Source organism: Pseudomonas sp. (assembly GCF_035554175.1).
Lineage (GTDB): Bacteria > Pseudomonadota > Gammaproteobacteria > Pseudomonadales > Pseudomonadaceae > Aquipseudomonas.
Genome location: NZ_DATMIV010000052.1, coordinates 26,667 through 45,112, shown reverse-complemented (window position 1 = coordinate 45,112; position 18,446 = coordinate 26,667). Strand labels below are relative to the sequence as shown.

Annotated in this window: 25 protein-coding genes; 11 read left to right on the top strand and 14 right to left on the bottom strand. The window is 57.2% G+C overall.

The features are described from left to right. Positions 1 to 178: 178 nt before the first annotated feature. The 3 genes from VNV36_RS23345 to VNV36_RS23335 all read left to right on the top strand — a co-directional run bounded on the left by VNV36_RS23345 (position 179) and on the right by VNV36_RS23335 (position 1,742). Positions 179 to 910, top strand: a complete 732-nt coding sequence (locus VNV36_RS23345) for a hypothetical protein (protein ID WP_325721021.1) — start codon at positions 179 to 181, stop codon at positions 908 to 910. A gap of 155 nt (positions 911 to 1,065) precedes the next feature. After that, positions 1,066 to 1,452: a hypothetical protein gene (locus tag VNV36_RS23340; RefSeq protein WP_281924293.1), complete on the top strand. Its 387-nt coding sequence runs from the start codon at positions 1,066 to 1,068 to the stop codon at positions 1,450 to 1,452. Positions 1,453 to 1,502: 50 nt separating this feature from the next. Further along, positions 1,503 to 1,742, top strand: a complete 240-nt coding sequence (locus VNV36_RS23335; protein WP_083352611.1) for a hypothetical protein — start codon at positions 1,503 to 1,505, stop codon at positions 1,740 to 1,742. A 75-nt stretch (positions 1,743 to 1,817) separates the two neighbouring features. On the opposite strand, the gene VNV36_RS23330 is transcribed toward VNV36_RS23335, so the two are convergent. After that, on the bottom strand, positions 1,818 to 2,177 hold the full coding sequence (locus VNV36_RS23330) for a DUF6124 family protein (RefSeq protein ID WP_016774969.1): 360 nt from the start codon (positions 2,175 to 2,177) through the stop codon (positions 1,818 to 1,820). Between the two features lie 490 nt (positions 2,178 to 2,667). Between VNV36_RS23330 and VNV36_RS23325 the strand changes: the two genes are divergently transcribed. Further along, the gene (locus VNV36_RS23325; RefSeq protein WP_325721016.1) at positions 2,668 to 4,008 is read left to right on the top strand and encodes a HEAT repeat domain-containing protein; all 1,341 of its coding nucleotides are present in this window, start codon (positions 2,668 to 2,670) and stop codon (positions 4,006 to 4,008) included. A gap of 86 nt (positions 4,009 to 4,094) precedes the next feature. Then, positions 4,095 to 4,445, top strand: a complete 351-nt coding sequence (locus tag VNV36_RS23320) for a hypothetical protein (protein WP_325721014.1) — start codon at positions 4,095 to 4,097, stop codon at positions 4,443 to 4,445. 163 nt (positions 4,446 to 4,608) lie between these two features. On the opposite strand, the gene VNV36_RS23315 is transcribed toward VNV36_RS23320, so the two are convergent. The 9 genes from VNV36_RS23315 to VNV36_RS23275 form a co-directional block, all read right to left on the bottom strand. After that, positions 4,609 to 4,962 carry a DUF6124 family protein gene (locus VNV36_RS23315; protein ID WP_325721012.1) on the bottom strand — a complete coding sequence of 118 codons (354 nt, stop codon included), beginning with the start codon at positions 4,960 to 4,962 and terminating at the stop codon, positions 4,609 to 4,611. A gap of 858 nt (positions 4,963 to 5,820) precedes the next feature. After that, on the bottom strand, positions 5,821 to 6,138 hold the full coding sequence (locus tag VNV36_RS23310; protein WP_325721010.1) for a MafI family immunity protein: 318 nt from the start codon (positions 6,136 to 6,138) through the stop codon (positions 5,821 to 5,823). 139 nt (positions 6,139 to 6,277) lie between these two features. Continuing rightward, positions 6,278 to 6,574, bottom strand: coding sequence for a DUF7660 family protein (locus VNV36_RS23305; RefSeq protein WP_325721008.1), 297 nt, complete (start codon positions 6,572 to 6,574; stop codon positions 6,278 to 6,280). 178 nt (positions 6,575 to 6,752) lie between these two features. Further along, a complete protein-coding gene (locus VNV36_RS23300) occupies positions 6,753 to 7,373 on the bottom strand; it encodes a tyrosine-type recombinase/integrase (protein ID WP_325721006.1) in 621 nt (206 codons plus the stop codon). Positions 7,374 to 7,528: 155 nt separating this feature from the next. Then, positions 7,529 to 7,963: a GNAT family N-acetyltransferase gene (locus VNV36_RS23295; RefSeq protein WP_325721004.1), complete on the bottom strand. Its 435-nt coding sequence runs from the start codon at positions 7,961 to 7,963 to the stop codon at positions 7,529 to 7,531. A 621-nt stretch (positions 7,964 to 8,584) separates the two neighbouring features. Beyond that, complete coding sequence (locus tag VNV36_RS23290) at positions 8,585 to 9,022, bottom strand: hypothetical protein (protein WP_231986859.1); 438 nt, start codon at positions 9,020 to 9,022, stop codon at positions 8,585 to 8,587. 189 nt (positions 9,023 to 9,211) lie between these two features. Beyond that, positions 9,212 to 9,832 (bottom strand): tyrosine-type recombinase/integrase, encoded by a 621-nt coding sequence (locus VNV36_RS23285; RefSeq protein WP_325721001.1) that lies wholly within the window; start codon positions 9,830 to 9,832, stop codon positions 9,212 to 9,214. A 126-nt stretch (positions 9,833 to 9,958) separates the two neighbouring features. Beyond that, complete coding sequence (locus VNV36_RS23280; protein ID WP_325720999.1) at positions 9,959 to 10,252, bottom strand: hypothetical protein; 294 nt, start codon at positions 10,250 to 10,252, stop codon at positions 9,959 to 9,961. 165 nt (positions 10,253 to 10,417) lie between these two features. Continuing rightward, entirely contained in the window at positions 10,418 to 10,855 is a 438-nt protein-coding gene (locus tag VNV36_RS23275; protein ID WP_325720997.1) for a type II secretion system protein N, read from the bottom strand. Positions 10,856 to 10,975: 120 nt separating this feature from the next. Here VNV36_RS23275 and VNV36_RS23270 point away from each other — a divergent pair, with 120 nt between their 5' ends. Beyond that, a complete protein-coding gene (locus tag VNV36_RS23270) occupies positions 10,976 to 11,422 on the top strand; it encodes a GspH/FimT family pseudopilin (RefSeq protein ID WP_325720995.1) in 447 nt (148 codons plus the stop codon). Then, positions 11,419 to 12,027, top strand: a complete 609-nt coding sequence (locus VNV36_RS23265) for a type II secretion system protein GspJ (protein WP_325720994.1) — start codon at positions 11,419 to 11,421, stop codon at positions 12,025 to 12,027. The genes VNV36_RS23270 and VNV36_RS23265 overlap by 4 nt, the downstream gene beginning before the upstream one ends. A gap of 372 nt (positions 12,028 to 12,399) precedes the next feature. Here VNV36_RS23265 and VNV36_RS23260 read toward each other — a convergent pair whose 3' ends face one another. From VNV36_RS23260 to VNV36_RS23250, 3 genes are read right to left on the bottom strand one after another with little or no spacing between them, the layout of a single operon-like run. Beyond that, positions 12,400 to 13,338 (bottom strand): FecR family protein, encoded by a 939-nt coding sequence (locus VNV36_RS23260; RefSeq protein WP_325720993.1) that lies wholly within the window; start codon positions 13,336 to 13,338, stop codon positions 12,400 to 12,402. Positions 13,339 to 13,370: 32 nt separating this feature from the next. Next, complete coding sequence (locus VNV36_RS23255; RefSeq protein ID WP_325720991.1) at positions 13,371 to 13,922, bottom strand: RNA polymerase sigma factor; 552 nt, start codon at positions 13,920 to 13,922, stop codon at positions 13,371 to 13,373. After that, a complete protein-coding gene (locus tag VNV36_RS23250) occupies positions 13,919 to 14,584 on the bottom strand; it encodes a secretin and TonB N-terminal domain-containing protein (RefSeq protein WP_325721127.1) in 666 nt (221 codons plus the stop codon). The genes VNV36_RS23255 and VNV36_RS23250 overlap by 4 nt, the downstream gene beginning before the upstream one ends. A gap of 206 nt (positions 14,585 to 14,790) precedes the next feature. On the opposite strand from VNV36_RS23250, the gene VNV36_RS23245 reads away from it, so the two are divergent. After that, positions 14,791 to 15,093 (top strand): hypothetical protein, encoded by a 303-nt coding sequence (locus VNV36_RS23245; RefSeq protein ID WP_325720989.1) that lies wholly within the window; start codon positions 14,791 to 14,793, stop codon positions 15,091 to 15,093. A gap of 100 nt (positions 15,094 to 15,193) precedes the next feature. Here the strand turns inward: VNV36_RS23245 and VNV36_RS23240 are convergent, their stop codons facing one another. After that, on the bottom strand, positions 15,194 to 15,634 hold the full coding sequence (locus VNV36_RS23240) for a carboxymuconolactone decarboxylase family protein (protein WP_325720987.1): 441 nt from the start codon (positions 15,632 to 15,634) through the stop codon (positions 15,194 to 15,196). Between the two features lie 312 nt (positions 15,635 to 15,946). On the opposite strand from VNV36_RS23240, the gene pdxR reads away from it, so the two are divergent. From pdxR to VNV36_RS23225, 3 genes are all read left to right on the top strand, one after another. Next, entirely contained in the window at positions 15,947 to 17,380 is a 1,434-nt protein-coding gene (gene pdxR / locus VNV36_RS23235) for a MocR-like pyridoxine biosynthesis transcription factor PdxR (protein ID WP_325720985.1), read from the top strand. A gap of 123 nt (positions 17,381 to 17,503) precedes the next feature. Continuing rightward, complete coding sequence (locus VNV36_RS23230; protein ID WP_325720983.1) at positions 17,504 to 17,797, top strand: putative quinol monooxygenase; 294 nt, start codon at positions 17,504 to 17,506, stop codon at positions 17,795 to 17,797. A 194-nt stretch (positions 17,798 to 17,991) separates the two neighbouring features. Beyond that, positions 17,992 to 18,393, top strand: coding sequence for a cupin domain-containing protein (locus VNV36_RS23225; RefSeq protein ID WP_325720981.1), 402 nt, complete (start codon positions 17,992 to 17,994; stop codon positions 18,391 to 18,393). Positions 18,394 to 18,446 lie beyond the last annotated feature (53 nt).

Sequence of the window (18,446 nt, the reverse complement as noted above, 5' to 3'; positions counted from 1 at the left end):
TCAGGCACCGAATGATCACATGTGCCTCCGCCAGCCTTACCAGCCAGGTTCTACAAATTTCAGCGACCATGACGGTATCCAATCCGGCTTCAAAATCCGGTCGCTAGTATTGAAAAATAATGATGTGATTACGGTTGAGCCAAAAGTGTTGGCCTGAGCAAACAAACTAAGGACGGCAATGAGCAAATCTACGGTCCGTTTCGCACCATGGGTCGGCGCCCATTACGAGCGCGGCATCCACGGTCTACGCATTCTCGTGGTCTGCGAATCTCACTATGGCGCCAAAGAACATGAACGCCCGACAGCCACACCCGAGGTATTGAAGGCCCTGGCCTTGGGTCAGAAACACCCTCAAGCGACAACTAAGCTCCGACAACATGCACATTTCACCAAAATAATGGCTTCTATCCTGAATGCTAGGAAGCACTTTTCCAAAACAGATAGGAGTGAATTCTGGCACAGCATTGCCTACTACAATTTCATCCAAGAGTTTTTGCCCGGCATCCGCAAAGCGCCATCGGCCGCAGCTTGGGAGAAAGGTAAGCAATCGTTTACTGAAGTCTTGGAGGTGCTGGCACCAGAGTTGATCGTCTGCTTCAGCAAACGAAACGGAGATCGAGTTACCGCGCTAGCGGGCGGTATACCTGTGGCAGTGGTTAATCACCCTTCTTCGCAGTTTGCTTACTCCAAACTCAATCCCATAATCGCTGAACAGATTGAGCGGGCATTGGCGCGCAAGGCGCAACTAGCAGATTTCGCCAGTACCAGCGTTCTGTATTCACGTTGGTGCGAAGCCACAGCTTCCGCCTTGCCTACACCAGGAAAACATCTTTCGAGCTCGGACAGGCTTGAGCTAATTGCGAAGCGCAGGGAATCGATGGCTGCGATCGACGAAGCTGCACTGGCGTAGGTCAGTCGACTACCATAGTCTGCAACCCCGCCTGATAGCAGCTCCCCTTATCCCCGACAGTTACTGAGCCAGAAGCAGACCTTCAAGCCATTGACCATATACACTCGCAAAATTGCTCAAAGTCTGATGCAACTGTTCAGGGAGAAAAGGGATTCATGAGTCTTGATCTGCACTTGGAAGCCGATAGCGCGCTCACAATTTCAGCGCTGAAAAGCGCCCTTGAGAATGCAGGAGCTCTGGAAATAGACGTAGCGGGTGATGGCTTGTTAGCCATATTTGCCTCGGGACTCAGTGTGAGCGGCGGCGACGTAACAGATGACTCTACGATCTACGCTGAGAATAAAAAGGGTATCGAGTTTCCTGTCGCTTTGCGTTGCACCATCAGAATAAAAGGGGCTGACCCTGAGGGACACTCTCCTATGGAGGATTTGGATAAAATCGCTGAATCAATATCGCAGTCATGTCCCGCCTTCTTTCTAATTAGCTTTCAATTCGAACAAACCTTGTACTGGCGGGATGCGAAAGGGCTGCATCGACCTTGAGATAGGTGCCTGCACGTCCGCCATAAAGGCAGGGGAAACGAGCTATGAGTATGAAACATGAACTTTGGTTGGAACCTGATGGTTGCCAGACTTTCTGCCTGGCCGGAATTCACGGTGATGACGCGCGCAGTCTACTTTCACCAAACTCCCAGCTGATCTGGACAGTCGAAGCTGACAGTTACTTCGAGGCGATGACCAAATACTATTCCTTCATGGAGTGGGGTGAATACCGGACAGACTTTCCCGAGCATGATCAGATGTCCTACGCAGAGCACGGATGGGATGAGTAACGGGGCCACGCGATAGGATAGCGAAGGCGCCAGCTCTAACGACAAATCACCATCTGACGCCCCCGGACATCTACCTCACCCCGCCACCTCCAAATTATCCATCACCCGATTCACCGCCAGCTCCCCCAACATAATCAACTGCGCAACCCCCAACAACGCCCGCCGCTGCGGCGCTGGCAGTAAACTGGAAATGTCTTGAGCAATCGTCTTCGCCGAAGCCAGCGTTTCACTCGCATCAGCCAGCAGTTCTTCATTCTTGGTATCCGCCGTCACCGCATACATGCCACGCGCCTTACGCGGCGGAGGCAGGAGATTATTTGGCGACAGGTAATGATCGAGCGCGCGGTCAGCGGCTTCGTGGAGTTTGTTTGAATCGAGGGATTCGTAGGGAGACGTAGGATCGGTTTCGGGCGGGTTGGGTGTTGGTTTGATCATGGTGCAACTCCTTGATTATCGGAGCCGCCACGTTTCGCTGCGAAACGAAGAGAGGTGGCAGCTGTACGCAGGTTCGCAGACCGGGAATCAAGGAACCCGGCATACCCGAAGGTATCCCGCGCACAGCCGCCATAAAGCAACATCGCCGAAAATGGCAACGAGATTTGGAGCGCTGTGCGCCTTGATTGATCCGGGCTGCGAAACCCGATCGCTGATTCGTCAGCGACCGCACCACAATAGAACCCGCCCCATAGGCGCACAAGCCGGCGGATTCTGGCGTAGCTGTAGGCAAAGGCGCAAGGATATGTAGCCTGGGAGCGTGACAGGAGATGTCTTTTTAAACATGAACGATCGTCGAAAAATTACTGCCCCGCTACCTCCTGAAAAGATCTGTCCCGTTACCCCCAGAATTTTGCCCGCGAGAGCAAGTCGCGTAGGCTGCTGCTTTTGCACAAACAATATGCACCCGCAAGGACGCACAGGACTGCCCATGAACACGACACAAGACTGGCTGGCTCGGTTGGCACGCAATCAAGGACAGCTTTCCCATTATGAAAACTATCGGCGCAACGAGGCGCTGGAGATACTCGCTCACTTCAATAACACCGGTACATGGGCAGACGTGAGCAATCACTCCAACGGTTTCGTCCGGGAAGTCGCTGTGCGAGAACTGTGCAGGCAACCGTCCCCCGAAGCATTAGCCGTGTTGATCGAACGTCTGAACGATTGGGTCCCTCAGGTTCGCGACTTGGCAGCGGATGGCCTGAAGCACTACCTGTCACCAGCTCACACCCAGGCATGGTTATCAGCACTGGAACCCTTGATGGCATTGGCAGCGCAACGCCGGGTCGACCACGCCCAGACACTGTCGGCGGTTCGAGCGATGCTGCAATCGGTGGACTGCTGGGATGAGGTCTACGCCGACTTCTTGAATCGCCAGGGCAAAGCCGCGCGCTACCTGTTTACGCTTTTGCTTGAAGCCCCCGAGACTGCCGAAACGCTGATACGCAGCGCGTTGGCTCATCGCGAGTTGACCGTACGGTTGATGGCGGTGTCGGCGAGCCTGACACTGCCGGCGACGCAGAGCCTGCCGTTGCTCCTTGAAGCCATGTCTCACCCCGGTGCCAAAATCCGCGTACGCGTGCTTTATGCGCTGCTGCCGCTGCTCGCCGATCCGAAACCTGTACTGCGCGAAACTTTGTTGGATGTTTCACCGGCGGTCCGCAATCTCGCGCTTTGGGCTGCAGGTCGTAACGAAGTTGATGCGCGCGCAGTCCTGACCCAGCGCTTAAGCCAGCATCTACCCACGGTAAAACAACATTGGCTGGGCGTGATTGGCCTCGCCGCAGAACTGGCTGTGGAGTTGCCAGAGCGATGGCATGCACCTGCGCTGCGCTCGACCTATGTGACCGTGCGACAAGCCGCGACACGCCTGCTTCGCGATGATCAACTGTCTGAGCTATTCGAGGCGCTTGATGATCCTTCGGAGAAAGTATTTGCGGTGGTGATTGCGAAGCTGGACAAAATACCGTGGTCCGTATTGAACATCAGATTGACGGCCAAACTTGATCAAGACTGGCATGAGCTTACGTCGAAACGGCGCAGCACCATTTTCCGACTTGTTCCGACGTGGCAACAACTCGGCTACTTGCTGAAACGCCTCGACACGGGGCACGCCGGCCAAACCTATTGGCTCGGCCAAATCGATGCGTGGTGTGACGGGCAGTATCACGCTTTCGATCCGGTAACTCCCAAGACCGATCGCGCCGAATGGCAAGAAAAGCTTCGTGAATTAAAGGCAAACGGGCAGATCCGCTCGGGTGCGTGGTAGTCATGACTGGTTTTGTCGAGCTACAAGTCAGCTGAAGGAACTGTGAAATCGAAGCTTCGATCCTTGTACTTGTCGCACTTTATTGCATGGATATCAGCGCAGCGTTTGCCAATGGCTCACAGACGCCAAGCGACATTCACGGGCCAGCCCGCATCGTCGTCGGTGAGCGTTTGGCTGCGGCCAAATCCAAGCTCGTCAAACAAGGATGGAAGCCAACACCGATGCACACCACCGACGGTTATGAATCCAGTGGCGTGGAGAAGGAGCTGGCTGCACGCAACTACTTCGAACTGGACACCTGCTCGTTTGATAGCTCGCGCTGCATCTTGTACTACTCGAAGAAAGGCGCTTGCCTGCGCGTCGATACGATAGGTGAGCACTTCAGTGACATGACAGTCACGCGATGGACCCGTGAATGTCCTGATGCGCCTCAATAATCACGTAAAACTAAACCGACCCGCTCCCCCAGGTTTCAGCGGCGAACAGAACATCCGTGACCAACGCAGAACCCTGTGGGAGCCAGCCTGCTGGCGATAGCGGATTATCAGGCAGCAGAAACAGCGCATCTGCCATCGCTGCCAGCCCTACTCCACATCAACCCTACAACTCCAAATTATCTAGCGCCCGATTCACCGCCAGCTCCCCCAGCATGATCAGTTGAGCAACCCCCAACAAAGCCCGCCGCTGCGGCGCCGGCAACAAACTGGAAATGTCCTGAGCAATCGTCTTCGCCGAAGCCAGCGTTTCACTCGCATCAGCCAGCAGTTCTTCATTCTTGGTATCCGCCGTCACCGCATACATCCCACGCGCCTTACGCTGCGGAGGCAGGAGATTGTTTGGCGACAGGTAATGATCGAGCGCGCGATCAGCGGCTTCGTGGAGCTTGTTGGAATCGAGGGATTCGTAGGGAGGCGTGGGATCGGTTTCGGGTGGGTTGGGTGTTGGCTTGCTCATGGTGAAGCTCCTTGATGACTGGAGCCGCCACCGTTCGCGGTCAAACAAACAGGGTGGCAGCTGTACGCGGGTTGACCGACCGGACATCAAGGAATCCGGCACACCCGAAGGTGTCCCACGCACAGCCACCGCAACAGAATTTCAGACAATGCCTGAACAGGTGCAGAACGCTGGCGCGCCTTGATATTGGGCGGACGGTCAAATCCGATCGCTGATTCGTCAGCGACCGCACCACAATAGAACCCACCCCCAAGGCGCACAAGCCGGCGGATTCTGGCGTAGCTGTAGGCAAAGGCGCAAGGATATGTAGCCTGGGAGCGTGACTGGAGATGTTTTTTTAAACGCTTGTGTTTACTAGGAGCAATCGCGCCAGATTGGGCGGGGCAGATTCTTCCCGCGTCGGCCTGCTGAGCTTAGTTTCACGCGTGCAAACGGCTGCTATCGGCCGAAAGCAGCCGCTGGCTGGCCTCGATTAAGGAATGGATGGACTAATCGCCGCGCCCGCCGAACTGCTTGCTTAGCGCCGCTTTCTTCGTCTCCCTGTAGCAAGATTGAGCAACGGCAGATTGACGTCTTGCCTTTATATCTTCCCACATACGAAAAAGCCCCCGTAATCATCGATGATTACGGGGGCTTAGTCTTGTTCAATAATGGCGGAGAGATAGGGATTCGAACCCCTTCTGGAATCGATGCAGACCGCTTTAGCCCATCGAAAGCGGCGCTTTCGCTCTTCGCCGTTGGCGTCGAGCGGGCCCAAGCGGCCTCCGATATGCCCTAATTCTGCCCTAAACATCAACGGCGGCTTTCGGCCAACAACTGCCCTTTCCTGGAGGGCAGTTGTTGGCCAATAGCGGCCTTTCATAGGCGGCTGCTTTCGTCCCCTGTAAACGGCATATCCAGGGTCTTCGCGATTCGGTCCAATCTCTTTGAGCATTCTTCAGAAACAATAAGCGGTGGCTCATTAATCATGTAAAGCAGGTGTTCGAACGCTATTCCAGCCTCGTTGTGATCGACATAATCGAGAACGATTTCACCACCATTCTCTAAACCTGCCTGAGCTAACGCATGGTCATCCGGTACTGGGCCGGTTTGTTCGTATGCAATGGACATCAGCGCGGTGATTTCCTTGAGCGCCTCTATGAAGTCGGTTCTCAACTCGTGGTTATGGCCGCTCACTAAAAACGCTCCTTCGATTAAGATAACTTGCGGTCAGCATGCCTCTGGTCGATTGCGGCCCATCGAGATCGACTGCCAACGACCAAAAGCGGACTGAATGAGTTTTTCGATTCACTCTGAAGGTAGAGAGAGCTGGCGCTCACTCATAAAACTTGCCAGCCAACAATATGGTCGCGCAACGCAGCCATACGTTTGATACTGGAGCATTCGATAGAGAGTTCCTGCTATTGGCGCTCGCCCAAGCAGCCGCTGCATCAAGAAACGTATCTACAGACCCATTTTCCCACCCCAAGGCAACTGGTCCATAGGGGGATGATGGTGTCATCTTTTCCAACACACGCTCATTGGAAAAATCAGAACCAAGCGCCTGGATAAACCCGATGAACGATTGCTCATCGTTTACGCTTTCCAACAACTCATAAAGATCTACAGACATAGGCGTCCTTGCATCGGCGGATTAGCGAAAGAGTGCTGGCCGGCATGCTGCTATGCAGTTAGATAGACAGTCAACCTCTACCATTGCCAGCGTCCGCTTCGGGTCTATTTCAGTCGATTACAACAGACAGCGATTGGCCGGTTATCGACGGACAGGGCTCGACCGTCGCTATGCATATTCAAACCTCGGTCTGTTCCGCCATCTCTAGGGCGTCGTCGACTTCAATTCCCAGGTATCGAACGGTGCTCTCCAGCTTCGTATGGCCAAGCAGCAGTTGAACCGCTCGCAGATTCTTCGTCCTGCGATAGATCAGCGATGCCTTCGTACGCCTCATTGTGTGAGTGGCATACATGGCTGGATCAAGGCCAACTGCTTCCACCCAGCCTTTGACGATACGTGCGTATTGACGCGTTGAAAGATGGTCTGAGGTATGCAGCTGGCTCGGAAAAAGGCAGTCCTCGCTCCGGAGTTGGGCCTGGTGTATCCAGGTCGCGATAGCAAACCGTGTTTGTTCGGTGATTTCGAACTGCACTGGCCGCAACGTTTTCTGCTGCATCACCATGGCGCGTGGTGATACGTGCTCGCCATGGGCGACGTCGCGCACACGAAGCTTGGTTAAGTCGCATGCCCGAAGCTTGCTGTCGATGGCAAGATCGAAGAGCGCAAGATCACGGGTTCGTTCTGCAATTTGAAGCCTTACCCGGATGGCCCAGATATCTCTCAGTCTGAGTGGAGCTTTCTGCCCGACCAGTTTTCCTTTATTCCAAGGCTGGCGGCTGCAGCTAGCGAAGATGTTCATGCCCAGTCCTCCACGTGTCGAAGGACAAGGATGGCTGACCAGAGTAAGGGTCGCTAACCGGCCAAAAGCGGTCATTCAGCTTCTACAAAATCAGCGACGGTTCAACCATCCGCTTCTGGCCGTTAGCTACTTAAGGCTTAGATACAACTCGAATTTCAGGTTGCAGCCCAAGACATTTCGATATGTGTGGTTGTTTCGCCAGTCCGACGAAAGCCCAGACGTTCATAGAGCCTCTGTGCCAACGTGTTCGTTCGGAAAACACCCAATTGCAAGGGCACATTTCGGGCAGCCGCGTTCAGCTGGAGTTTCTTTAGAATGCGGGTGCCAATGCCCTTGCCTTGGAACTCCTGTGAAACAGCGATGTTCTGAACATAGATTCGATCTTCCTTGTCCAGGATCTGAACGTATCCAATAATCTGGCCATCGGCTTCGATAACTGAAGTGGCTGCGCACGCGAACTCCGCTGCAAAATTTGAGAGTTGCCAACTTTCATTCCAGCCCCATATTTTCTCGATGTAACCGTGGAAGACTGCTCGATGCAAATCAAAGAGGGCTGCTCGATCACAATCAGTTGCGGGGCGTACAGTCATAATCGCTTCTCGATCTCTACGAACGCATTTTTTCATCAGGTGCTGCCCTACATCGGCATGGCCTTGATTTGTGCTGTTGAAATTTGGTGAGGCTAGCGCCTGCAAAAATAAACAGCAATCCCGACCAGTACGATTCGCAGCATCTGGCTGCTTTTGGCCGATCTCTGCCTGTAGGGAGGACCGTAATCGACCCAGAGCGGGTGCCCAGACATTCAAACCAAATGAGTAGATAATCGACTGCTATACCAGCCATTTCGAGTGCGTATGAGCAACGAATCTTCCCAACGCGAATCTACCGACAGTGCAGCATATAACCTTGCGCAGACCCACGGTGCCCGTCCCCTGTCCGTTGATGGCTATCATCAAACGGTAGAACTGTGCGGTCGGGTCGCCTGCGGCTGGCTGTTCCGTTATTAGGATCATTTGCAGCTTGGACATCCCAGCGTATGACCAAGAGTCATTCGCTGGCGCTGTAGGTTGCTTGGTTGCTGACGACGGAGAGATACGTGATCTCTCAGGTCCGATGTTCATAGACATGCTTCATATGCTGGCATAGCTCGCGGGTCCACCTTGACCGAACTCTGCCGTTCACTATGGGCGGGAGTCGACCCATAGCTGTCATTAAATTGAGGTAACGAAGCGGGTTTCGAGACCTACACTTACTGGCGGTAGCGCATTAATCAATACGACGGCGTCGTCGCCCTGGTTAAGGTAGATCAATGAGTCACCGGTCTCGAACGTAACTCTGAATCCGGCCAGCCAAGGCTCTTGCCCGTTGAAAGAGTCAAGAATCCCCTCAACTGCGCAAATTTTTGTGTTCTCAAGGTGGGTTGCTGATAGACCTGCAAGTAGGTTTTCCCTCTTCCAGGAGCAGGTCACGTTCGGCTCTATCTCGAAGGCAGCCGGCGTATAAGAAGGCAACAAGTCCGCGCCTACTCTCTCGCCATCACTCAAGAGATACATGGATACAACTTCTCGCTCGCCAAAACGCCACTCTAGAGAACCTATGTCTCCCAGATCTTTCTCGTCGTTGAAATAGTACTGATCGTGCAGCAGCACACTCAGCCGCTTTCCCAAAAGCGAACGTGCGTTTTGCAGGTCTAGGGAAGCTCTTGTAGGGGATGGGGAGTGTCGGCTAGACATCGGGCACCTCATACAGGTGGGAAGAGAGGCAGATACTACACAAACGCCAATACGTCCGCTTCTGGCCGGATAGCGACGGTCTGGCCCAGACCGTCGCAGTGTTGGTTAAACCTCTGTCTGCTCTGCCATTTCCAAAGCATCATCGACCTCGATGCCCAAGTACCTGACAGTGCTTTCGAGTTTCGTATGACCAAGCAGGAGTTGGACAGCTCTCAGATTCTTCGTCCTGCGATAGATCAACGATGCCTTTGTCCGCCGTAGCGTGTGAGTACCGTACATGGTTGGGTCAAGGCCAATAGCGGTCACCCACGCTTTGACTATTCGGGCGTACTGCCTGGTGGAAAGATGGCCTGAGTCGTGCAATCGGCTCTGAAACAAACAGTCCTCGCTTCGAAGACGCGCCCGATGCATCCAAGCTTCCAATACCGTTCGAGTTTGCTCAGTGATTTCAAATTGCACTGGATGCTGAGTTTTCTGCTGCATCACGATGGCCCGTGAGGACACATGCTCCCCATGGGCGATGTCTCGGACTCGCAGCTTGGTTAAGTCACAGGCACGCAGTTTGCTATCGATGGCCAAGTTGAAAAGCGCCAAATCACGTGTCCTCTCTGCGAGCTGGAGTCTGATCCGGATGGCCCAGATATCTCTGACTCGGAGCGGGGCTTTCTGCCCGACAAGCTTTCCCTTGTTCCAAGGCTGATGGCGGGATCTAGTAGCGGTATTCATGGCGTGTCCTCCATGTTGATGGAGGACACGGATGGATCAGTCAGAACGAGCGGTGGTCGCAGTTCGGCCAGAAGCAGACATCCGTGACGGGTAGCATCCAGCTCGAAGTAGCCTCCCGCACGGTAGTTACGTCAGTTTTTCAATCAAAATCGAGGTAGCTGTGATCGTTATATCTCCAAAATCACCTTCAAGGGATAGAACATTATCAACGATGTTTATCCCTTCAAGCTCTCCGAGTTCGCTGGAGTTTTGAACGTTAAGAGCGCCAAGCCTGATAGTTAGGTCAGTGCCGTCCGCGTTCCATGCCATCAGCTTATTTCTGGTCCCGTCATCCAGTCTGACAATCATCTCGAAATAGCGATGGGCTTGGTCCACTGTGATCGATAAGACACTGCTTTCTTCAAGTGCATGAACATCCATGATGAAGCTTCTTTTGTTCAAATCCGCATCCTACTACAGGCCACTATAGGCGAATGCATGCGTTTGAAATGAAGGTCCGCTTCTGGCCGATAGCGGACAAACTCAGTTGTTGGTTTTTGGGTAAAAGCAAACGCCAAGAACTTGTGGTTTTCCATTTTCCCCACTCTACAATTCCGGCCGGATCAGCCTAGGCATCTCCACCCCCTCCCCCAACCTCTCCACCCCCAACCTCACCCTCTCCCCACCCCGCTCAATCACCACCCCATCCCCCTCAACCCCCACCAACTTCACCCCAACCCCAACCTTCTCCCCCACCAAAAAACTCTTCGGCGCGCCATCGTTCAAACTCAATATCGCCACCGTCCCACTCCCTCCGGCGATCACCCCACTCACCTTGATGTCCACCGGCGCAGTCTCATTGGAAAACCACTGCAACGCCGGGCTATCACTCCTCGCCGCGAGCACTTGCGGGGTGGCGGCTGGTGTGTGCGATTCCGCCGAGGTCAGCAGCAACGACGACCATGTCGCGATGCCCACCAGGGCGGCGAGCAGTGCCAGGGCCTGGACGGTTTGCGCCGGGGTAATCCGTGCGGTGAGTTTCATGGGTTGTCGCTCCTTGTTGTCCCTGTTGCCAGCCTACGCGGCAATTCTCTCCGTTTTATTTCACATGCCTTACATGTTCGCCGGGCACGATGGGGTGGGACGCCAAGGAGCGCGTGGGTGATGAGCAGGCAGCAGGGTTTTACGTTGATCGAGTTGATGGTGGTGCTGGTGATCATCGGGATTGCCAGTGCGGCGATCAGTTTGAGTATCAGGCCCGATCCGTTGCAGTTGTTGCGCAAGGATGCCGAGCGTGTGGCGCAGTTGCTGCAGGTGGCGCAGGCGGAGGCTCGTGCGGATGGCCGGCCGATTGTGTGGGTGGCGGATGCCAAGGGGTTTCGCTTTGGTCGGCGCGGGGATGGTGGCGTGGGGTTTGAGTCGTTCAAGGAGGATGCGCAGTTGCGCCCGCGTGCGTGGCAGAGCCCGAAGGTGGAGGTGCGTGTGGAGCCTCGGCAGACGGTGGTGCTGAATGCCGAGTGGATCAATCCGCCGTTGCGGCTGGTTTTGTCGGATGGGGCCAATCGGCTGAGTGTGCTGCGCGATGGCAGTGGGCGGATCAGTATTCAATGAAGACTCAGCAAGGGTTCACTCTGATTGAGGTGATGGTCGCGATTCTGCTGATGGCGGTGGTGAGTCTGATTGCCTGGCGCGGGCTGGACAGTGTGACGCGAGCGGACAGTCATTTGCAGGCGAGCAGTGAGCAGAGCGATGGGTTGTTGCGGGTGTTGAATCAGTTGCAGCGCGATGTGGACATGCGCGCGGGGGTCGAGTTGAGTGAACCGCGCAAGGTTGGGGCTGAGGATGAGGCGCCGACTGCGCCGCCGGCGGTGACGGTGCGCAGTAGTGACAGCAAGGGGTTTCGGCTGGATATTATTCGCAGCGCGGCGGATCAACCGGGGGCGTTGCAGCGGGTGCGCTGGTGGGTCAAGGGGGATACGTTGTATCGGGCGGTGGCTGAGGCGCGCAGTCGCTATCCGTTGCCGGCGCCTGGGAATGGGGTTGCGGTGTTGAGTGAGGTGAGTGATGTGCAGGTGCGGGTTTGGGAGGTGGATAAGGGGTGGCGGCAGTTGAGCGGCAATCGGCAGGAGGATCCGTTGGGGTTGGAGATTCGCTTGAGTCGGCAGACGGCGCAGGGGGGTGAGCGGTATCGGCAGGTGATTGGGTTGTTGCAATAGCCGGGATCACCGCGGCTTTTTTGTAGGAGTGAGCCTGCTCGTGATTGCGGTGGGTCAGTCAGCATTGTTGTTACTGGTAGACCGCTTTCGCGAGCAAGCTCGCTCCCACAGTAGATGGGTGGTGGGTCAGTTGAGGATTGAGTGGCTGTTAGGCCGTCATCGCGAGCAGGCTCACTCCCACAGAAAGCAAAAGCAAGATCAAAAGATCGCAGCCTTCGGCAGCTCCTACATTTGGATTGGGTGTAGGCAGTTGGGGATTGGTTGGCTGTGAGGCCGTCATCGCTGGCAAGCCAGCTCCCACAGAAGGCAGGATCAAGATCAGAAGATCGCAGCCTTCGGCGGCTCCTACATTTGGATTGTGATGGGCTTTGGTTAGCTGAGCACTACGACGCCGCCCGGCAGTTCGGTGCATTTGACGCCGTAGGCGTCGCGGATCAGCAGGGCGACGCCGGCGAGTTGGTCGAGGTTGAAGCGGGCCTGGACGCGGCGTTGGCCGAGTTCACGGTTGAGCAGCAGGAGCATGCCGGGGCGGTAGCGGTTGATTTCGTCGATCATCTGGCTGAGGGTGGCGTCGTTGAACACCAGCACCTGTTGGCGCCAGTTCATCACCGCTGCGGTGTCGACGCTCTGTACGCTGCCGACCTGGCGCGTGTCGTAGGTCACTTGCTGCCCCGGTTCGAGGCGCAGGCTGCGGCCTGCGACGTCCACTTCCACTGCACCGTCGAGGCAGGTCACGCAAACTTGCTGGTCGGTGTTGCGCAGGTTGAAGCGGGCCTGACTGGTGCGCAACCACCCTGCCCCGGCCTGCATCGCCAGTGGCAGGCGTGCGGTCTGCACTTCGACTTCGCCGCTGACCAGTTCAAAACCCTGCACGCCGTTCTCGACGCTGCGCTGGTTGATCCGGGTTTGGGTGTTGAGTTCGAGGCTGACACCTTGCGCCGGTTCGACCCGTCGTTGTTGGCCGACTTCGGTGATGTAGTCGGCGCCCAAGCCTTGGAAGCCGCCGGGAATCGTGCCGCGCACCAGCAGGAATGCGGCGGACGCGGCAATCGCGCCGCCGAGAAACGCCCGTCGACCAAAACTGCGTCGGCCCTGCAAGGCTTCGGCGGCCGGTTGCAGGCGATGCCACAGCCGCTTGGCTTCTTCGAACGCCCGCGCGTGCTCGCCGCTTCGTGCGCACCACTCGCGCAGGGCGCGGGCGTCGGCCACGGTGGCGCGGCCCGAGGTCAGCAGGATCAGCCAGTCGCGGGCTTCGCTGTGCAGGGACTCGTCGGCCGGGGGTTCGGCGGGTTTCAGTCGAAAGATGTTCAAACGGGCAAATTCTCAACGGATTAATCGGGTCACTATTCGCTAGACGGTTTTCCGGCCCCGCGACCGAACCGCTGAAACACTTTTCTTTCCAGTTTCGCCGCACAGAAGCCCAACGCGGCTTTGATTTCCTTCTCGACCATGCGCGTGGAAATGCCGAAACGCTGGGAGATTTCCAGGTGCGGCGCCTCCTCCAGCCGCGCCGCGATAAAGATCCGCCGACGCCGTGCCGGCAGTTCGTACAAGGCGCTGAGCAGGGCCTGCATTTCCTTTTGTCCGCCGACAACGCGTGCTGGATCGAGGGCTTCGTCGCTCAGTTGCAGCAGTTCTTCGACTTCTGTGCCAGTGAGCAGGCGCGCATCGGCCTGACGGCGGTCGGCGGCGATGTTCAGGGCCATGCGATACAGGTAGGCGTTGGGCTTGAGCAGATTCGGCGGGGTCTCCATGCGATCGACCCGCAGCCAGGTTTCGTGCAGCACGTCGTTGGCCAAGTCCTCGGAGCCGAGGCGGCGGCGCAGGCGCACGCGAAAATCCTCGTAGGAGCTGAGGAACAACTGGCCCATCGTGCTTGGTCCGGCGTCTTTCATCCCCCGGAAACTCCTTCCCATCTCGTGCATTCCATGCGTTTCCCTGACGACTCCGGTAACAACAGCAACGTGACCGGCTGGCGCAAGGCGCTGGGCGTCGGCCGATCGATTTTGAGGTTGCGAAAACTTTCCACCAGCGCGTTATCGCGCCGTATATCGCCGGTCGAAGTCACCAACCGGTTGTGCTGAACTACGCCGTCGCGCCCGACCCACACCTGCAACACCGCGCGATAACTGCCCGGCCGGGTCAGCGGTGAACGGCACAGTTTGCGCTCGATCGCCGCTTGCACTGCCGTCGCATAACTGCGATTGACCGCGACACTGGCCGGCGAAGGTATGTCCGTCGCCACCGGCACCTCTTCGACCTGCGCCGCTTGCAAGGTGAACGCGTCGGCGCGGGCGTAGCGCGCCATCAAACCGGTGCCGCCGAGCAAATGGCGCAAGGCGTCGGCGGCGGTGTATTCACCATCCACGGCAAGGGAGCGGCGGCCACGGCTCAACTGGCTGTCGACCAGCACCGCGACGCCGGTGGCGCGGCTGTACTGATCCAGCGCCAGGGCCAGCTCCTGCGCCGGGATGTGCAAGGTCAGACGCATGTCCGAGGGTGCTGGGTCAGCAGCGGCGACACTGGCCAGCAAGCCGAGCAGCCACCCCACGCCGATGCGACGCACCAGCGTCGCCGAGCGCTGAAGACTGATCCGCGAACTGCCTCGCTGCACGACTGGCGCACCCCTGAAAATCGCTATCCTGCGGGGCATTTATGACTCTGGTATGACGGGTGGTGCAAAAAAACCATCACGGGATTTGCACAGCGCTTGCACTAGACTCAAACCCAGAGCGGCCCATTCGGGCGGGCCAGGAGGCGGACATGAACAGACGGTGGATTTTGGTCTTGCTGATGACGGCTGGCGCAGCGCAGGCGGAGGAGCCGCTGGGCTGTGTCGAGGTCACGGTCGGCGGTTACAAGGCGCCGAATTACGATTGCCTGAGCCAGCAGATGGGCAACAATCCCGAAGGCGCGGCGGCGGCGCAAAAGAACATGGAAGCGCTGAATGTGCCGGCGCACAAGCGAGCGCCGAATCAGGTGGGGCTGGCGACGCCTGCCGCGACCAGCACGCGCATGGGCAACACCTTTGGCACCTCGGTCAAACCGCAGCGGCCGCCGAATTAGGGCAAGGTCAACATCAAAAGATCGCAGCCTTCGGCAGCTCCTACAGGGAAACGTGCATCACGCCGTGTAGGAGCTGCCGAAGGCTGCGATCTTTTGATCTTTAGTCGCTCGGGGTCTGGCGGAAGCTCACCGCCAGGCGATTCCAGCTGTTGATCGTGCTCACCGCCACGGTCAAATCCACCAATTCGCCTTCGTTGAACTGTTCACGCGCCTGCTGGTAGACGTCATCCGGCACGTGGCTTTCGGACAACAGCGTCACCGCCTCGGCCCAGGCCAGCGCTGCCCGCTCACGCGGGTTGAAGAAGTTGCTGTCGCGCCACACCGCAATCGCATACAAGCGCCGATCGCTCTCCCCGGCCCGCCGCGCGTCCACCGAATGCATGTCGGTACAGAAGGCGCAGCCGTTGAGTTGCGAGGCGCGGATTCTGATCAGTTGCAGCAGCGGCGCTTCGATGCTCAGGTTGCTGGTCAGCGCCTCCATGGCAAGCATCGCTTTCATCGCCTTGGGCGAAGCGTTGTAGTAATCCAGACGCAGGGACATGGCGCGGGTCTCGGGAGGCGGAATGATGAGTTCACGGTAAGCGCAGACAACCAAGCATTACAGCCCCAATTGCACGGAAAACCGCCACACCACTGAATCCGCGCCAAACACCAATCCCCCTGTAGGAGCTGCCGCAGGCTGCGATCTTTTGATTTTGTTTTTTTATAAAAGCCAGATCAAAAGATCGCAGCCTTCGGCAGCTCCTACAGGGATTTGCGCCAATTCCGGGTTTTTCGGGTACGCAACTATTGCCCATCCCACAACAGCGGTAATCTGGCGGGCACGCCAAACACCCTTGGGAGCCTCGTCGGTATGGAACTTCACGTCGTGATCAACGGCCGCAAGGATCTTGCCGGTCAGTTGTATCAGCAGTTGCGCGCCGCCATCGAATCCGGGCGGCTGGCGGCGGGTACGCAGTTGCCGCCCAGCCGTTTGCTCGCTGAACAGTTGGGGATCTCGCGCAAGACCATTTCCGACACGTACGCGCAGCTGACCTACGAAAATTTCCTCACCGGGGTGATTGGCAAGGGCACCTACGTCAACGCCCGTCAGGCGCAGGTTCAGCGCAAGCAAAGCCACACCGAGCTGGCCAGCGCCGAGGTGATCGAGAGCTGGCGCAATCTGCCAGTGTTCCTACGCCATCCGACGCTCGAAGGTTCGCTGCGCTACGACTTCATCGGCGGCGCCACCAGCAAAGCGCAATTTCCCCAGGATGACTGGCGCCGCTGCGTCGCCCATGCGATGCGGCAGATGGCGCAGTCGAAAGGTTTCTACAGCGTCGCCGAAGGCTTGCCGGCGCTGCGCAATGCGATTGCCCGGCACATCGCGTTTTCCCGTGGCATCAACTGTCAGGACGAAGACATCGTGGTGTGCAATGGCGCGCAACAGGCGCTGGATCTGATCACCCGCGTGCTGATCCGCCCCGGCAGTCGGGTGGCGATGGAGGACCCCGGCTATCCGCCCGCGCGCTTGCTGTTCGGCACCCACGGGGCTGAGGTGGTCGGCGTGCCGGTGGACGCCGAGGGCATTCAGGTCGAGCAGATTCCCGATGGCACGCGGCTGATTTATGTCACGCCTTCGCACCAGTTCCCACTGGGCATGGCGATGAGTCAGGCGCGCCGCGAAGCCTTGCTCGCCCGCGCCCACGAGCTGGGCGCGATCATCATCGAGGACGACTACGACAGCGAATTCCGCTACGAGGGCCGGCCCACGGATTCGTTGTACAACCTCGATCAGCGCGGCATCGTCGCCTATGTCGGCACCTTCTCGAAAACCCTGCTGCCGGAGTTGCGCCTGGGCTATACGATCCTGCCGCCAGCGATTCTCGAAGCCGTGATTCGCGCCCGGCAGCTCACCGATCTGCACGCCTCGACCCTGCCGCAATGGGCGCTGGCCAAGTTCATCGCCGAGGGCTGCCTGCTCAAGCATATCCGCCGTTGCCATACGATTTACGCGCAGCGCCGCGAGCGGATTCTGGCGCGCATGGCGACTGACCTTGCGCCGTGGCTGGAAGCCGTGCCGGCCAGCGCCGGGTTTCACATGGCGGTGTTCTGCAAGGTGCCGATCGATTTGCCGCTGGTCATCGGGCTGGCGAAAAAGGTCGAAGTCGGCCTGTATGCGATCAGCGGTTTCTATGATCAGCAGCCAGCCAAAGAAGGCCTGTATTTCGGTTTCGGTGCTATCGAAACCCTGGACATCGATATCGCTCTGGATCGCCTGCGCGACATCCTCGAACAGCTGTCATGAGCCGTTGGTATAAGGGTTTTCCTGCCGATTGGTTATTGGTGATTAATGGCGCCAGGCCTATTCTGCACAGGCGTTATCCCTCAATGAGCAGGATTCGTCCGGCCTGATTCAGGAGTGTGAGCAATGTCCAGCGAAGTGATCAACACGGTTCAGGTAAAGGCTGCTGCGGGCCGCTCGGAAGAGCTGGGCAGGCAGTTGCAGAAGATCGTCGACACCCTGCGCGAAACCCCGGGCTGCGATTCCTATATGGTCGACCGCTGCCCCGAGGACAGCCACCGCTGGACAGTCAGTGCGCGCTGGCAATCGGAAGCGGCGATGCAGGCGCATTTCAACCGGCCCGAGGCTCAGGGGTTTATTGACTTGATTGATAGCCGGTTGGCCAATAGCGTCGATTTCAATAGTTTTCCTATTGTTTGAAAGCAAGATCAAAAGATCGCAGCCTTCGGCAGCTCCTACCTTGGAATGCGTTCCCTGTAGGAGCTGCCGAAGGCTGCGATCTTTTGCTTTTGGCTCAAGAATTGGTCACCTGATCTTCCCGAATATTGGCCGTTTGAATAGGCCACTCTGCGCACTACTGTGATTGCACCTCCAACCCTCACAGGTAACCCGCCATGAAAGCTCTGCCCATCTTCGCTGCCGCCCTCGCCTTCACCCTGTCCGCTTCAGCGATGGCCCACGACCCATCCGAGAAAATCACCGTCCTGCAGGAACAACTGCTGAAAAACGCCCCCGGCAAGAAAGCCATGATGATCGAAGTCGACTACAAACCCGGCCAGTCCTCCATCGCGCACAAACACGAAGGCACGGCGATGGCTTATGTATTGGAAGGCGAAGTGATTTCCCAGGTCAAAGGCGAACAACCAATCACCTACAAAAAGGGCCAGTTCTGGTACGAACCGGCCGGCTCCGAGCATCTGGTATCGAAAAATGCCAGCCCGAGCAAACCGGCGAAGTTGCTGGTGTTCATGGTGCTGGCTCCGGATGAGCAAGTGTTGATTCCGTTGGAAAACTGATAGCCGATCCAGCGCGTTTCCCTGTAGGAGCGAGCCTGCTCGCGAAGGCGCCA